The following is a 15758-nucleotide window of genomic DNA, read 5'->3' on the forward strand; positions in this document are numbered from 1 at the left end:
TCAGCAGGGATACCGTAGCTATCAACCGATAGCATTTCAGATTAACTGCGTTAGCGGGGGTTATGGCGAAGAAAGACGGCGTCATCGAGGTTGAGGGAACTGTTGCAGAAGCACTTCCCAATGCGATGTTCCGTGTGGAACTGACAAATGGGCACATTGTGCTCGCCCACATTTCGGGCAAAATGCGTCAGCACTACATCAGGATTCTGCCCGAGGATCGGGTTGTTGTGGAGCTTACTCCCTACGACTTGAACCGCGGTCGAATCGTCTACCGCTACAAGTAAGCCCCGCACTACACCGAGCCCGGGAAACCTCCCGGGCTTAAAGAAGGTTGGACATGAAGGTCAAGCCAAGCGTGAAGCGCATCTGTGACAACTGCAAGGTGATTCGTCGCCACGGCAACGTCATGGTTATTTGCACAAACCCGCGGCACAAGCAGCGTCAGGGCTGAATCCCTGAAAGTGGGCACCCGCCCGCGACAGCGCTACAGATTTGCCCGTGGCCCGGAGGCCATGGACCAGGAACTGGACGGTAGCGCACCACACCTCCGGCCTACCAACAGGAGTTAAAGTTGGCACGTATTTCAGGTGTTGATCTCCCCCGTGAAAAGCGGGTAGAGGTTGCACTCACATACATTTACGGAATTGGGCGCACTCGCGCCTCCGAAATCCTCGCCGGCACCGGTGTTTCCCCCGACGTTCGGGTGAAGGACCTCACCGAGGATGACCAGGTTAAGATTCGTACCTTCATCGATTCGAACTACGAGGTGGAGGGTGACCTGCGCCGCGAGGTTCAGGCAGACATTCGCCGCAAGATCGAGATCGGCAGCTACCAGGGTATCCGCCATCGTCGCGGCCTCCCCGTTCGTGGCCAGCGCACGAAGACCAATGCTCGTACCCGCAAGGGCCCGAAGCGCACCGTTGCAGGCAAGAAGAAGTAGTTCGCTCAGCGAACCGATGATCTCAAGGAGAATGTAACTAATGCCCCCTAAGTCACGTACCGCTGCGCGCCCACGTCGCGCACTGCGCAAGAACATTGTCAATGGTCAGGTCCACATCAAGTCGACCTTCAACAACACCATTGTGACCATCACCGACCCGACCGGTGCAGTCATCTCGACCGCATCCTCCGGCATGATGGGCTTCAAGGGCTCTCGTAAGTCCACCCCCTACGCTGCTCAGCTGGCTGCAGAGACCGCAGCTCGCCGCGCCATGGAATCCGGCCTCAAGAAGGTCGACGTTTTCGTGAAGGGACCCGGCTCGGGCCGCGAAACCGCGATCCGTACCCTGACCGCCAACGGCCTCGAGGTCACCTCCATTTCGGATGTCACCCCGCAGGCACACAACGGTTGCCGTCCTCCCAAGCGCCGCCGCGTCTGATTTGTTGACCCGGCCCACCTCGGTGCCGGTTCCGTACTGCAGTGTCATATAGCGGTCACTGCTGAAAGGAAAATATCGTGCAAATCGCACAGCGTCCCGTCCTCTCCGAGGAAGTTATTTCCGAATACCGGGCCAAGTTCATTCTTGAACCCCTCGAGCCCGGCTTCGGCTACACCCTGGGTAACTCGCTCCGTCGCACCCTGCTGTCCTCCATCCCCGGTGCGGCAGTCACCTCGATCAAGATCGACTCGGTTCTGCACGAGTTCTCGACCATCGAAGGCGTGAAGGAAGACGTTTCCGAAATCATCCTGAACATCAAGGAACTCGTTGTCTCTTCCGAGAACGATGAACCGGTTCAGATGTATGTTCGCAAGCAGGGCCCCGGTGTTGTTACCGCTGGTGACATCAACCCGCCCGCTGGTGTAGAGATCCACAACCCGGATCTGGTCATTGCCACTCTCAACGAGAAGGGCAAGATCGAGATCGACCTGATTGTTGAGCGCGGCCGTGGCTACGTTTCCGCCGCACAGAACAAGAACCCTGATGCCGAGATTGGTCGTATCCCCGTGGACTCGATCTACTCGCCGGTCCTTCAGGTGTCCTACAAGGTCGAAGCTACTCGTGTTGAGCAGCGCACCGACTTCGACAAGCTCATTGTCGATGTGGAAACCAAGCCGTCAACGAACCCCCGCGATGCTTTCGCTTCCGCAGGTAAGACTCTCGTTGAACTGTTTGGTCTTGCAGCTGAACTCAACCTTGAGGCTGAGGGTATTGAACTCGGCGAGGCCCCCGTGGAAGAGGCGCAGTCTTCGGACCTGCAGCGTCCCATCACCATTCTCAATCTTCCCGCACGTTCGCAGAACTGCCTGCAGCGTGAAGGAATCGAAACCATTGGCCAGCTCATCCTGCGCTCTGAGGCAGATCTGCTGGATATTCGTAACTTCGGTGCGAAGTCGATCGAGGACGTGAAGGACGAGCTCGCAAAGCTCGACCTTGCACTCAAGGATTCCCCTGGCGCCTTCATGGGTGGCTACGACGATTCCTACGGTTCGTCCATGTTCAGCGACGACGCCGCGCACTGACAATCATTACAAGGAGACATCATGCCTCAGCCCTCTAAGGGTCCCCGCCTCGGGGGAAGCGCCGCTCACGAAAAGGCCATGCTGGCCAACCTCGCGAAGTCGCTGTTCGAGCACGGCTCGATCACGACCACCGAGAAGCGTGCACGTCGCCTCCGCCCCTACGCGGAACGTATCATCACCAAGGCCAAGAAGGGCACGACCGCTGCTCGTCGTGACGTCCTCAAGGACATCACCGACCGTTCCGCTGTCGCGATCCTCTTCGAAGAGCTCGCCCCCACCTTCGCCGAGCGCGAGGGCGGTTACACCCGCATCGTCAAGATCGGTAACCGCAAGGGCGACAACGCTCCAATGGCCGTCATCTCCCTCGTGACCGAAGCAGTTTCGCCCAAGCAGGCCGTTGTTGCTGAAGCCGAGAAGGCAGCCGTGAAGGCTGCCGCAGCTGAAGAAGCAGAAGAAGTCGAGTCCACCGACTCTGTCGAATCTGCCGAGGCAGCTGACTCCGTTGAGTCCGCAGAGTCCACCGACTCCGCCGCAGCAGCGGAGTCCGCGGATGCTCCCGAGGCAGCAGAAGCTGCTGAGGAAGTCACCGAGGAAGAGAAGTAACTCGCAGGAGTGATTCTTTGAAAGGGCCAGGGATTTTCCCTGGCCCTTTAGCTTTCATTGCTTCGTGACCCTGGACCTCCTGCTTGTTGGGTGGTCGAATGGGAGGAGAACGAAGGGAGTTCGCCATGAAACTCATGGATGTCGTCGACGAAGCAAAGAGGGTTGCGAAGGAATCCGACACCGGGAGGCATGCCGCGATCGTTGTGCATGACGGGCCGCTACGACAGTCGGTACTTGCATTGACCGAGGGGACGGAGCTTGCTCCACACAACTCTCCTCCCGCAGCATCGATCTTCGTGATCGAAGGTGAGATCACGATTGTGGGTACCGAGACAGACACGATCCGGGAGGGCGAGCTCAAGGCTCTGACCCACGTACGCCACGGAGTGGTGGCAAATCTGGACTCGGTTTTTCTCCTCACGACCGTCACGGGGATTGAGGGGACCGATAGCCACGACGAACGACAGTCAGTCTCGTAATCCCGCATTTTCCGGACTCAGTTCGTGAACCGTGGGCAACGTGTGCATGAAGGTGAACAAACGTGCTTGAAATAGGACGCAGAACGACTAACTGGGAGAATTTGACCTGGTATTCTGCCAGTGACTCAGTTTGTTATTGAATTGAGACCTAACTTTCCCCGACTGAAGGAAACTTTGTGGCCTCTCGTGTCCTGGGCTCCGTTCTTGCCCTTGTTTTGTTCTTATCAACCGCACTGTTCACAGTGCCTGCGAATGCGGCAGCAGATCCTCGCCTCGGGACAAACCCGGGCACGGGAACCCTTGTCTCCGCTGATCTCGCGGTCGATCAGGCCAAGATTCAGGCGGAGGCGCTTCCCGCTTTGCGAGAGATTCGCGCAAAGATGTACGACGACAAAGAGGTACTGTTCGACGGGAAGCCGCTCTACAAGGTTGTGCAAGAGCAGGGGATGACCCGGGAGCAGTACATCAACGCGGTCCAGTGGAGCACGGACCTGGAACGTTCCGCTCTTCAGAGGGCCTATGAACAGAACATCACCTGGGGTCATGTGCGTCCTGACGGTAGCTCCTACAAGGAAGCTGATGTTCGCGGGCGTTGGCCCGGCGAGATCCTCACCACCCAGGCAGATATCGCCGTGTCGATTGCCGATGTGAAGAACGGTTCGTGGGCGGGGGAGCGCGATGATCTCATCCGCTACAACGGTGCCTTCAACAACGACACCGGCCACCTCTACAACCTCCTGAACCCCCGCTACAAGTCCTACGGCTTTGCTCGCGTCGGTGGCGTGACGGTGGGGTGGATGGAAGGCGCGACCTCTACCTCAACGGGCGGCACCAAGCTTAAGGGCACCTACACTTTCGAAGCTGCTGTTAACGCCTCGAACCTCAACAGGCTGTCGGGCCAAATCGTGGTCCCGGTGTCCCTGAACTCGGGAGCTACGGGTACGGCAGAGGTGACAGGGTCTGCGAAGGCCATGACGTGGCTGCGCGCGGTTCCCGTCACGATCGATGCGACGTACACATCCTCGAACAGTAGCGTTCTGACCATTGATCGAAATGGCTCCTATCGCGCTGTTGGTGGCGGCAAGGCAACCATCACCGCAACTACCTCGGGAAAGACCTATTCGACGACGGTGACGGTCTCGGGGACCCCCGCTGCTCCTCAGCCCTCGATCAAGAACTACATGCATCTGACGAATGACTGGTCCACCCTCGCCATTGCCCAATCGGTCGTTTACGGCCGCGTCGGTGACGACGTCATTGTTGGTGACTGGGACGGCAACGGAACCGACACCTTTGGTGTGCGCCGCGGCAACACCTTCTACCTCAACAACACGATCTCAGGCGGCTCAGCCGACATCCAGTTCAACTACGGCAAGGCAGGGGACGAGGTCATCATCGGTGACTGGGACGGCAACGGCACCGATACCCTCGGGGTGCGCCGTGGCAACCGCTTTTTCCTCAACAACACACTGCGTGGCGGAAACGCTGATATTGCATTCGACTACGGCAAGAAGGCGGACGAAGTGATCGTTGGTGACTGGGATGGCAACGGGACCGACACGATCAGCGTCCGCAGGAACACAACCTTCCACATCAACAACACGCTGGTTGGTGGCTACGCCCAGCGCAGCTACAACTACGGGCGGACCGGGGACCTCGTTCTAGTTGGCGACTTCAATGGGGACGGGATGGACACGGTGACCCTGCGACGAGGCAACATTATCCACGTCAACAACAATCATTCCGGTGGTAATGCGGAGCGGTCTGTAGCCTTTGGTTACACAACCGACACGATCGTGATCGGTGACTGGAATGGTGACGGCATCGATACCCCCGCCATCAACCGAGTCGAGTAGCTGAAACACTTCAGCAGTGAAGGCTGTGCCGGGGCGGGATCTTTCCTACCCCGGCACGACCATATTCCAAGGCATAACAGCACCCGGTACCCAAGCATTGTTTACTGGTTCTGCTCGTTTCTGAATGAAGCGTGGAAGATATGTGCCTGAATCCTGGTACGGAGGAGTCACAGCAGAACGAACTGGTTCATCTGCGTGGGTCTGCCGGCGGCGGTGTCTTAGGATGAGAGGAATGGTCGGCGTTATGTGCGCGGCCGGGGTTCAGAATTTTCTGAAAGTGAGAGTCGTTATGGAGCGTGGCAAGGAAGACGGCAGGGTCTTGAATTTGGTGCGGAACACCGAGGTGAAGGACATCCACCAGTTCCGTCTCGCTTTCACCCGCTTCATGCTCAATTACGAGTTTGGTATGGAGGAGGTGCTGACCAAGATCAACATCCTCAAGGCAGAGTTCTCCCAGTTGCACGACTACAGTCCGATCGAGCACGTGACGAGCCGGATCAAATCACCCGAAAGCATCATGAAGAAGGTGAAGGCACGCGGCTTCCCGATCTCGATCGACGGCATTCGGGACAACATCTTTGACATTGCAGGAATCCGCATTGTCTGTAGCTTCCTCAAGGACGCATATGTTATCGCCAACATGCTCACCGAGCAGCCCGACGTGGAGCTGCTCGAGGTCAAGGACTACATCAAGAACCCGAAACCCAATGGTTACCGCAGCCTCCACCTCATCGTCGAGATTCCCGTGTTCCTCTCCCACGGTGAAGAACGAGTCCGCGTCGAACTCCAGATCCGTACGATTGCCATGGATTTCTGGGCCAGCCTCGAACACAAGATCTACTACAAGTTTGAGTCCGACATTCCCGACTACCTCAAAGATCAGCTGTATGAAGCGGCGCAGATGGTGGGGGAGCTGGACGTGAAGATGGAAGGGGTAAGCGATGCTGTCAAGGCCCTTCACCCCGACCCGGATGCTGAGGCCGGGGCACGTATCGAACTCTCACCTTCGACCACTCTTGAAGATCTGCTCAAGAACCTGCAATAGCCAGCGGACGTTAGTAACTCCTTGGCGGGGATCGCTCCCCAACCCAGTCCTTTCACTATCAATTGAACGATTCTAGGGTTTTACGAGCCGGAACGTGGGTTAAGAATTGGCAAACAATTTTTCGCCAGCGCGAGAATTTTCAACATCGCCACTAGGCTGAAAAGGACTGAGTTCTGGGAAGAATGTGAAAGGGTGCCTGTGGGTGTCATCAATTACGATCGCAGCGAGCTGAATACGCATGCGCAGACTGGCTGGAATGACGGACAAACTCTTGCCAACATCGCGTTCGGCGTCAACGAATTGAGTGGCGAAGCCGACAGCCGTGTTAAACCTTTACCGATTGATACGGTTGGTGGCTCCGGTAAGACAGATAATTCTGGCACCGAGAGTATGAAGAAGGAAATGGGATACTTCATCGAAACGATGAATTTAATCGTTCTTGAGTTTTCGGATGCCTGCGGAGTACTCGGGTCGGGATCTGCGGAAACTCTTTCAAACGCAGACTCGACTGAGTCAGTCATCACTCAAGATTTTGAATTCCTGACATCCTCGGTGGAGGTAGATTCATGAGCTATTCGACGAAGTCCGGTTCGGCAGCACTCCCGCTTCCTACTCAATCAACGTCGGTTACGGAGTTTGCGGGAGCGCTTGATAACGTTGCTTCCGCCCTCATGGAGACATCTATAGCCCAACAGGGCGGTGCAATAGATGTCTGGACCGGTAGCGCAGCTGCAGCATATTCAAGCGAAGCGAACGTGGTCCAGTCCCGTATTGGTGACGCTGAAGCCGCGCTCAACAATGCTGCAACTGCTATCAATGACTACCAGTCCGCCTATGACACCCTGGTAGGAACAACCATTCCCGACTACCAGCAGCAGTGGGACGAAGCGCGTCGGGTCCACGACGAGAATGTTGAATCGTATGAGGAACAGAAGGCCGCTGCTATCGCTCGGGCTGAGCCGGGTGTCACCGTTGATACGTCAGAGTTTGATCGGCTCATCCAGGAAGAGCACGAGACTCTGGAAGAGAATCAAGATGACCTGGCACGGTACTACAACCAGTCTGTTGATGAAGTCGACGGGATCGCTGAGGAAAAGGGCGGACTTGTGGCGGCCGCAATCGACGGTCTCGTTCCCCGCGATATCGCAACTGACGGTGGGGATCCCTACACGCCGAACCGGAACAACATTGGCGTAGAACTCTTCGGGGACCTTGATCATATTGGTTCGAATGCTCGCTGGGAGAACGCTCAAGAGGATGTTGAAGGTGCTGTCGAGCTACTGAATGATACGAGCGGTGAGGGCGGCATGCCCTCTCAGGAAGCTCTCGAGGCCTTCAACGAACAGTACGGGGATTTGCTTGCCAATGACCCCTTCTTCGCCGCAGCATTCGCCGACCGTGTACCTCCCGAGCAGATGTTCGAAATCTCGGGTGCACAACGCGACTACATGGTGAGTTTGCCGGCCGAATACCAGGCCGCCTACAGCGAGTTCCAGGCAAACATGGGGGCTGCCCTCATGCTCGCCACCGGATCAGAACCGGCCGGCGGAAGTAATACTGCTTGGGACGTGTGGCAAGGTGGCAGGGATGCTCTGGTTTTCTCTGGCAACACCGGGTATGAAGAGTGGGCGCCGCAGTACCTTGGCGATATTGGTGAAGCTGCTCAAGGTAACTATGGCTATAACGGCACGAGCGGCTACTACTATCTCACGCAGATGCTGGGTGCGACAGGTGACCACTATGAGAATCTCGCGCTCTCCGATGGTTTCCTTAATGATGGTGGAACCAACTCGCTGGGACACCAGATCGTTCAGTGGCGTCACGAGAGTCCGTTCCAGTTCGAAATGATGTCAGGGGCAAGCCCGACAGATTTCAGGGATCCCCTGTACAACATGTTCAAGGTGATGGATGGCAACCCTGATGCGACACGAACATTCCTCGGCTCCGAGACGGGCTTCGACTACGGTAACGACAATACAAACATGACAGCCTACCTGGTTGGTCACGTAACCGATATGGATCAGGCTCCGTGGCCCGACCAGGGCACTCAGCTCGGAACTATCATCGATGAGGCGACATCGACACCGGATGCTCGTCAACATCCGGAGACTTTCGAAATTCTTAATGGATTCCTTGACGGATACAACGATGGGCTGCAACGAGACCAGACGCCCGGACTCCTCGGGGGTGACGACAAAGTCTCTGATTGGAATTTCCTAAGTAATAAGGAAGGTGAAGGGCAGGACTACTTTGGTCGGAACAATGCCGGATTGCGTCACATGGCGGGCTCGATCTTGGAGGAGTACACCTCGGATCTTGCACGAGAAATTAGTCTTCCTTCCGGAGTTGCAGGCGCACCACCGTACATGCAGAGCCTCGACGGTAGCGGCTACACCTTGGCGCTTTCACCGGAGCTCCACAATGCTCTCACCGATTCTGAAAATGGGTTCTTCTTCGATCTCTCATACGACACGCCCGCACATCCCGGCAGTGACGCAAGCGCTGAAGAGCTCCAGGCATGGTCTGAACAGGTTGCGGATTCGGCACTCGGCAAGATCTCCACGTCGGCCGCTGCAGGTATGAGGACCGAAATGATCCAGGCTGAGATTGAAGGTAACGGGGCATATTACAACGACGTAGCGGGTGACTACGGTACTTTACTTACCCACCTTGAGCTAGCCGACTACAACGCCGACGTTGCTCAGGGGGCGGCGGCCGATGCTCGGAATTCGACCGTTCGCAGTTCAATCGATTTTGTGACTGACTTCCTCCCTGTCTCGAAAATCCCGGGTTGGGATGAACTCCCTGACTATGTGCAAACTGCCATTGAGAAGGGGCAGGAGGGCGCTACCGAGACGTCGTACGATGCATTCCTCTCGACGAATAACGAAGAAAATGCCCAAGACGCCCGTGGTGTGGGGCTCGAAAATATCGAGCGTCAGTTGCGTGACATGAGTAATGCTAACGGCATTATTGCGGGCAATGAGGCACTTGAAAATGCCTTGACTCCAGAGGAACTCGCGGCGCTTGAGCAGCAACGGGAGGAAGTCAGATCAAACCAGATCTTCGTTAACCCCGACGGCACAATCACCCAGTGGGGCCAGATGACACCGGAGGAGCAACAGGCTTATAACCTCTGGGTCAACGATTACCGCCTCGGCGATGGCGATAATACCGCCGACTTCAACAATGACATTGCCGACATCGTTGATAATGCTTACAACGATTCGGTGAACTATAACCCCTGATTGAAGCGCGCGATAGCACTGGCGTACCTGAACCTTGCTCGTTCGGGTACGCCAGTACTTGTGAAGGGATCCTCGAGAAGATCCGAGATGTACAGGGTTATCAAGCAGTCACTGTGAGGGCGAAGCGCTCTAAAGCATCTGGGGGCCTCACCGCATCGGTGAGACCCCCAGAAAAGTTCATGAAGAAGACTTTGGCCCTTGATACGGACTTTCAGTCGACCTCAAGGTGACTAGAGAGTGACAGCGTCAAGTGCCGCAGTTATGTCGGACGGAATATCGCCCTCTCCTGGATAGTCCACGGTAATTGTCAGGAGCTGATCGCCGCTGCGTGTATACCAAGACTGTGTTGTTCTCTCGTTGTCAGTATTGAAGTACTGGAGTCCGAAGGCCGGTTCAGCCCCGAATTCACGAGTCCCAACATCAGACACATCCTTTGTTGAAGAATCAATTTCCAGGCTCGTTATGCGCTCCTCACGGATCTGCTCGGGAGCGATGCTGGTTGTGCGGGACTGAATGATGAAGCGTCCAGTGCCCCCACTCTCCGACTCCCTCTCCATCTCAACCACAGTGTTAAGAGCGCCCGTACTTCCATACTGAAGTTTCGTCCATCCTTCTTCCGCAAGAGTGGTTTCAACCTGTGTGGGAAGGTCTTCTACAGCTGTCGTCACGGTGCTCTCCTCTTGTTGTGGGGTTTCGCTACCATCGCAAGATGCCAACCCAATGAGGGATAGCAAGCTGAGAACGAAAACTCCTGGCTTACTGTTCATAGTTCAACACTAATAGTTGGAAGGACGAACAACGATGCGTGAGCACATTGTTCACCGTTAGTTTGACTTGGACTTAAGTATGTAGTTGAAGGGTTTACCTTCCCGACAGGCTCCAGGCACGAACACCGGATGACATGCCCGCAGCGTTTGAGACGAAGTTTGCTTCGGGAAGGCGCTCGCGAACGGTCGGGACAATACGGGAGGCGTTGCCGCCACCGATATAGATCGTGTCCCACCGGATTACGGGATAGAGCAGTTCGATGGCGCGAAGGACGCGCCTCGACCAGGCGGAGTCACCAAGCCTGCGCCGCTCGTGTTCGCCAAGCACATCGTCAAAAGTTAGCCCCCAGCGCATCGGTGCGTGTGAGATCTCGAGGTGAGGGGAAAGGACACCCCGATCGACGAGAGCGGTTCCGAGCCCAGTGCCAAGTGTCATGAAGAACTCTAGACCCTGGCCGGTCACGATACCGGAGGCCGCCACCTCCGCATCGTTTAACACGAGTGCCGGCACGTCGAGTTTTTTGCTCAGCGCCCCCTGCATATCAAAATCCTGCCACTGCGACATGAGCTCGGGCACGGGCTTCGTCCGGGGTCCCGACCGGCAAATATAGTGCGGGGTGTGGACAACAATGCCGTGGCGGATCATGCCGGGCATGCCCAACGTGATCCGATCGAAGGTCGGTAGCTGCTTCGCCATGCCCGCCACGAGCGACAGGAGTTTCGACGGGGGAAGCGGGTAGGGCACGGGCTCGCGCAGTGCGGGGGCGATCTGGAAAGAACTAGCGTCCAAGACGGTTGCCTTAATACCGCCGCCACCGCAGTCCACCCCGAGGGTGAGAGGTCCCTCGTGCGAATTATTGTCCATGAACAAGACGCTAGCATCCATTGCCGGAACGACCGCCACCGTGTGCGAAACTTGTTGGATGAAACGCATCCGTATCGACTTGGCGTACGACGGGACGTCGTTCCATGGCTGGGCTGCCCAGCCCGGCCTCCGCACCGTCGAAGGGACCCTTACGGCAGCCCTGGAGACGGTTTTGCGGCACGAGGTGAAGCTGACCGTGGCGGGGCGGACCGATGCTGGCGTGCACGCCTCCCACCAGGTCGCTCACGTGGACGTCGAAGACGAAGCCTGGGCGCGGCTCCCCGGCCGATCCGACCGTACACCCGAACAGGCATTCCTCACCCGCGTCTCCGGAGTGTTAGCAAGAGATGGGGGAGAGGCAGGCGGGCCCGCCCGCCTCGTTACCGAGGTGGTCCTATCTGGCGCAACCGTTGTTTCCCAAGATTTTGATGCTCGTTTCTCAGCGCTAGGCAGGGCCTACCGGTACCGGATTGACGACCGCGATATCCCCGGAGTTTTTACCCGCCACATCGCGCTACGAACTGATGCGTTGGATGAGAGGGCGATGATGATCGCCGGTGCTGATCTGCTGGGGGAGCACGACTTCCTCTCCTTCTGCAAACCCCGCGAAGGCGCCACCACGATCAGGACTTTGCGGAAGCTTGCGGTGTCACGACCAGAGCTGGGCCCCGATGCTGGCCTGCTGGTCGTTGACCTGGAGGCTGATGCTTTCTGCCACTCCATGGTCCGCACCATTGTTGGCACTCTTATCGAAGTTGGCCGGGGCAAGCGGCCCGTGACCTGGCCGAAGGAACGCCTTGAGCAACAGAGCCGTGACCGGGGAGTCATTGTTGCTCCGGCTCACGGACTCACCCTCGAAATGGTGGACTATCCGGACCCGCAGCGATACGCTGAACGGGCTGAAATGGCGCGCCGTGTCCGTGAGAACCCACTCACATAGCTGGCTCAAGCAATTGACCAGGTTGGGCCGTGCCACTACAGTTATGAAAGTTGTGTTATCCGTCTGTGCGTTCCCACTCGCCTGGCGTTGAAAACAACAACGAGATTTGTTCATTTACCCTGGTGGAAGCTGAACGTGAGCCATGCGAACAGCTTTCCCCACATGAGAAACGAAGGCATAGCCCGTGCGTACGTACACACCTAAGCCCGGCGACGTTGAATCTAAGTGGTTCGTCATTGACGCCACCGACGTTGTGCTCGGCCGATTGGCAGCTCAAGTTGCCACCCTGCTCCGTGGGAAGCACAAGCCGAACTTTGCTCCCAACGCTGACCTGGGTGACCACGTCATCATCATCAACGCCGAGAAGGTTCGCCTGACCGGTAACAAGCGTCAGCAGAAGTTCGCTTACCACCACTCGGGTTACCCGGGTGGCATGCGCGCAGTATCCTACGAGGAACTTCTCACGAAGTACCCCGAGCGCGCAGTCGAGAAGGCCGTGAAGGGAATGCTCCCTCACAACCGCCTCGCAGCCCAGCAGATTAAGAAGCTCAAGGTCTACGCAGGTGCAGAGCACCCGCACCAGGCCCAGAACCCCGAGGTTTTTGAGCTGACCCAGGTGGCTCAGTAGAGCCCCGCACGGACCAGGAACTTTTAAGGAGAACTGTGGCAGAGACTACCGCAGCAGACGTTGAGCTTGAGGACGCCCCAAGCTCGTACACAGTGAGCAGCGATGCTCCCGAGACAGGCCAGGGCCAGTCCCTGACCGCCCCCGGCCAAGCACTTGGTCGGCGTAAGGAAGCCGTTGCACGCGTTCGCCTCGTCCCCGGAACGGGACAGTGGACCATCAACGGCCGCACCCTGGAAGACTACTTCCCGAACAAGCTCCACCAGCAGCTCGTGAGCTCCCCGTTCGCGCTCCTCGACATCGAGGGCCGCTTCGACGTGATTGCTCGCATCAACGGTGGCGGCACCTCCGGACAGGCCGGCGCCATGCGCCACGGCATTGCCCGCGCCCTCAACAACATTGACCGCGACCACAACCGTCCGGCACTGAAGAAGGCCGGCTTCCTCACGCGCGATGCTCGCGCAGTTGAGCGTAAGAAGGCAGGCCTCAAGAAGGCCCGTAAGGCTTCGCAGTTCTCGAAGCGCTAAGCTTTCCCGAACGCTACTCACCCCCGCATTTGCGGGGGTGAGTTGTTTCTATCCGAAAACTTGTTCGAGAATCAGCCGGAATCATTCCTCTGCTTTGTCCCCACTTCTGTCAATCGTGGTTTGCTGGGAGGTGCTGGGGTGATGCGGGATGGATGGAACTGCTCTCAAAGCGCGATTCTTGCGGTTGTCCCGGGACTGACAGAGCTAGTTGCGGTAGATTTGGGGACAGATTTATTACCGTGTGAAGGGAACATTGTGGGTCAACTGTTTGGGACCGACGGAGTCCGCGGGCTCGCCAACCATTTCGTGACTGCCGACCTGGCTCTGCAACTGGGTGAGGCAGCCGCCCGAGTCCTTATCAAGGACCGTGACGGAACGAACCGGCCCACTGCCATCATCGGTCGTGACACGAGACAGTCGGGCGCCATGCTCGCTCAGGCAGTTGCTGCGGGCCTCGCTTCGGCAGGTGTCGATGTCACCCACGTTGACGTGGTCTCCACCCCGGCAATCGCCTATCTGTCCGCCAACCAGGACTACGACCTCGGTGTCATGATCTCGGCCTCGCATAATGCGATGCCGGACAACGGGATCAAATTCTTTGCCCACAATGGCTACAAGCTTGAGGACGCCACCGAGGACGCCATCGAAGCACGCCTCGGTGAAGACTGGGAACGCCCCACCGGGACCGGAGTCGGCAAGATCGGAGACGACTACGAGGTCGCCTCCCGCGAATACCTCGATCACCTGTCCACCGTTCTTGAGACCGACCTGTCGGGACTACGCATCGCCGTGGACTGCGCCAACGGTGCTGCGAGCGAACTTGGACCCGAGGCACTGCGCCGGGCCGGAGCCGATGTTGTTGTCATCAATGCGGCACCCGATGGGAAGAACATTAACGACCACTGCGGCTCCACCCATCCGGAACAGCTCCAGGCTCTCGTTGTTGCCTCCGAAGCTGACTTCGGTGTCGCCTTCGACGGGGATGCTGACCGGTGCCTCGCCGTCAACCACGAAGGTGAGTTGGTTGATGGCGACCAGATCCTGGGCGTGCTTGCGGTGGGGATGAAAGAGTCGGGACACCTGACCGATGACACCCTCGTCATCACCGTCATGTCCAACCTTGGGCTTATTTTGGCCATGAAGGAACGCGGCATCAAGACCATCCAGACAGGTGTGGGTGACCGTTACGTCCTGGAGGCAATGCGGGCAGGCAACTACGCCCTCGGTGGAGAACAGTCCGGCCACGTCATTGCCGCGGAATACGCGACGACGGGTGACGGGCTGCTGACTGCTCTGCTGCTTGCCGAGCAGGTGGCGAAGAGCGGGAAGACTCTCAAGGATCTCACGAGCTTCATCCAGCGCCTCCCACAAACCCTCGTCAATGTCCCCGGCGTCGATAAGACCCGCGCCGCGACCGATCCCGTCCTCCAGGAAGCCGTCCAGAAGGCCGAGGAGGAGCTTGGGGAGACCGGGCGAGTACTTCTTCGCCCCTCGGGCACGGAACCGCTTGTAAGGGTCATGGTGGAGGCCGCAACCCAGGACCAGGCCGACCGCGTGGCAGACGACCTCGCAAAGGTTGTTTCCTCCCAGCTAGCGCTCTAGTGATCCGGTGGAAATCTTTCACGTGATCCAAGACTGGGTCATTGCAGCAGGCACCTCACCGTGGGCCCTGGTCATCACCTTTCTCCTCTGCATTGTTGATGGATTCTTCCCCCCGCTACCGTCGGAGTCGATCATCATTGCCCTTGCGGCACTGACGGTCACATCCGAGGGACCCAATCTCTTCCTCCTGTGGGCCATCGCCACCCTGGGAGCGTTCTTGGGTGACCAGGTTGCCTACTCGATCGGCAAACGCATCCCCGTCAAGAAGATTCCCTTCCTCAACCGGGGGAGGGGTGCCCGCGCGTACGCGCGGGCGGGAGTGCTTCTCTTGTCCCACGGACCCGTCTTTATCATGGGTGCCCGGTTCATCCCCATCGGCCGTATCGCGGTGAACATGGGTGCCGGCTCCATCGGCTATCGCCGCTCCACCTTCTCGGTCGTGGACGCACTGTCATCGATGCTGTGGGCGGGCTATTCGATCGCGATAGGCATTGGGGCGGCTCATATTCTCGAGGGTCACCCACTCCTGTCCATGCTGCTCGGGATCGTTGTAGGAGTGCTCCTGGGAGCTATCGTCTCCAAGCTCATCTCCGTCCTGCAGCGAACCTTCTTCCCACAGCGCTACGCTGAGGCCGAGAAGGCAGCACAGGAATGGGCTGAAAACTTTCCTGATGATGGGGCGGACTCCCCGGGTACCACTCACCTATAACGGTGGTTTCATGCGGTTTTGAGATGTTCTA

At 57.7% G+C, this 15758-nt stretch carries 18 protein-coding genes; 16 read left to right on the forward strand and 2 right to left on the reverse strand.

All coding sequences use genetic code 11. The features are described from left to right. Positions 1-62 precede the first annotated feature (62 nt). The 11 genes from infA to BN1241_RS09335 all read left to right on the forward strand — a co-directional run bounded on the left by infA (position 63) and on the right by BN1241_RS09335 (position 9692). Positions 63-284 (forward strand): translation initiation factor IF-1, encoded by a 222-nt coding sequence (gene infA, locus BN1241_RS09290; RefSeq protein ID WP_054953321.1) that lies wholly within the window; start codon positions 63-65, stop codon positions 282-284. 53 nt (positions 285-337) lie between these two features. Beyond that, entirely contained in the window at positions 338-451 is a 114-nt protein-coding gene (gene rpmJ / locus BN1241_RS12385; RefSeq protein ID WP_077138342.1) for a 50S ribosomal protein L36, read from the forward strand. 120 nt (positions 452-571) lie between these two features. Further along, positions 572-940: a 30S ribosomal protein S13 gene (rpsM, locus tag BN1241_RS09295; RefSeq protein WP_054953322.1), complete on the forward strand. Its 369-nt coding sequence runs from the start codon at positions 572-574 to the stop codon at positions 938-940. Positions 941-980: 40 nt separating this feature from the next. Then, positions 981-1379 (forward strand): 30S ribosomal protein S11, encoded by a 399-nt coding sequence (rpsK, locus tag BN1241_RS09300; RefSeq protein WP_054953323.1) that lies wholly within the window; start codon positions 981-983, stop codon positions 1377-1379. Between the two features lie 77 nt (positions 1380-1456). Further along, positions 1457-2461, forward strand: a complete 1005-nt coding sequence (locus tag BN1241_RS09305) for a DNA-directed RNA polymerase subunit alpha (protein WP_054953324.1) — start codon at positions 1457-1459, stop codon at positions 2459-2461. Between the two features lie 21 nt (positions 2462-2482). Further along, complete coding sequence (rplQ, locus tag BN1241_RS09310) at positions 2483-3064, forward strand: 50S ribosomal protein L17 (protein WP_054953325.1); 582 nt, start codon at positions 2483-2485, stop codon at positions 3062-3064. Positions 3065-3189: 125 nt separating this feature from the next. Continuing rightward, positions 3190-3543, forward strand: coding sequence for a cupin domain-containing protein (locus BN1241_RS09315; RefSeq protein WP_054953326.1), 354 nt, complete (start codon positions 3190-3192; stop codon positions 3541-3543). 176 nt (positions 3544-3719) lie between these two features. Continuing rightward, positions 3720-5399 carry a CAP domain-containing protein gene (locus BN1241_RS09320; protein ID WP_054953327.1) on the forward strand — a complete coding sequence of 560 codons (1680 nt, stop codon included), beginning with the start codon at positions 3720-3722 and terminating at the stop codon, positions 5397-5399. A gap of 277 nt (positions 5400-5676) precedes the next feature. Further along, positions 5677-6444, forward strand: coding sequence for a GTP pyrophosphokinase (locus BN1241_RS09325; protein WP_222704438.1), 768 nt, complete (start codon positions 5677-5679; stop codon positions 6442-6444). Positions 6445-6642: 198 nt separating this feature from the next. Continuing rightward, positions 6643-7014, forward strand: coding sequence for a hypothetical protein (locus BN1241_RS09330; RefSeq protein WP_054953328.1), 372 nt, complete (start codon positions 6643-6645; stop codon positions 7012-7014). Next, positions 7011-9692, forward strand: coding sequence for a hypothetical protein (locus BN1241_RS09335; RefSeq protein ID WP_054953329.1), 2682 nt, complete (start codon positions 7011-7013; stop codon positions 9690-9692). The genes BN1241_RS09330 and BN1241_RS09335 overlap by 4 nt, the downstream gene beginning before the upstream one ends. 230 nt (positions 9693-9922) lie before the next feature. Here the strand turns inward: BN1241_RS09335 and BN1241_RS09340 are convergent, their stop codons facing one another. After that, a complete protein-coding gene (locus BN1241_RS09340; protein ID WP_054953330.1) occupies positions 9923-10360 on the reverse strand; it encodes a hypothetical protein in 438 nt (145 codons plus the stop codon). Between the two features lie 193 nt (positions 10361-10553). Then, complete coding sequence (locus BN1241_RS09345; protein WP_147599379.1) at positions 10554-11324, reverse strand: ROK family protein; 771 nt, start codon at positions 11322-11324, stop codon at positions 10554-10556. A gap of 58 nt (positions 11325-11382) precedes the next feature. On the opposite strand from BN1241_RS09345, the gene truA reads away from it, so the two are divergent. The 5 genes from truA (at position 11383) to BN1241_RS09370 (ending at position 15727) form a co-directional block, all read left to right on the forward strand. Next, positions 11383-12264, forward strand: a complete 882-nt coding sequence (gene truA / locus BN1241_RS09350; RefSeq protein ID WP_054953331.1) for a tRNA pseudouridine(38-40) synthase TruA — start codon at positions 11383-11385, stop codon at positions 12262-12264. Positions 12265-12448: 184 nt separating this feature from the next. Next, positions 12449-12892, forward strand: coding sequence for a 50S ribosomal protein L13 (gene rplM, locus BN1241_RS09355; RefSeq protein WP_054953332.1), 444 nt, complete (start codon positions 12449-12451; stop codon positions 12890-12892). A gap of 35 nt (positions 12893-12927) precedes the next feature. Continuing rightward, positions 12928-13416 carry a 30S ribosomal protein S9 gene (gene rpsI / locus BN1241_RS09360; protein ID WP_054953333.1) on the forward strand — a complete coding sequence of 163 codons (489 nt, stop codon included), beginning with the start codon at positions 12928-12930 and terminating at the stop codon, positions 13414-13416. A gap of 255 nt (positions 13417-13671) precedes the next feature. Beyond that, positions 13672-15018, forward strand: coding sequence for a phosphoglucosamine mutase (glmM, locus tag BN1241_RS09365; protein ID WP_054953334.1), 1347 nt, complete (start codon positions 13672-13674; stop codon positions 15016-15018). A 7-nt stretch (positions 15019-15025) separates the two neighbouring features. Then, positions 15026-15727, forward strand: coding sequence for a DedA family protein (locus BN1241_RS09370; protein ID WP_054953335.1), 702 nt, complete (start codon positions 15026-15028; stop codon positions 15725-15727). Positions 15728-15758 lie beyond the last annotated feature (31 nt).

The sequence above is a fragment of the Flaviflexus massiliensis genome (genome assembly GCF_001375495.1).
Taxonomy (GTDB): Bacteria; Actinomycetota; Actinomycetes; order Actinomycetales; family Actinomycetaceae; genus Flaviflexus; species Flaviflexus massiliensis.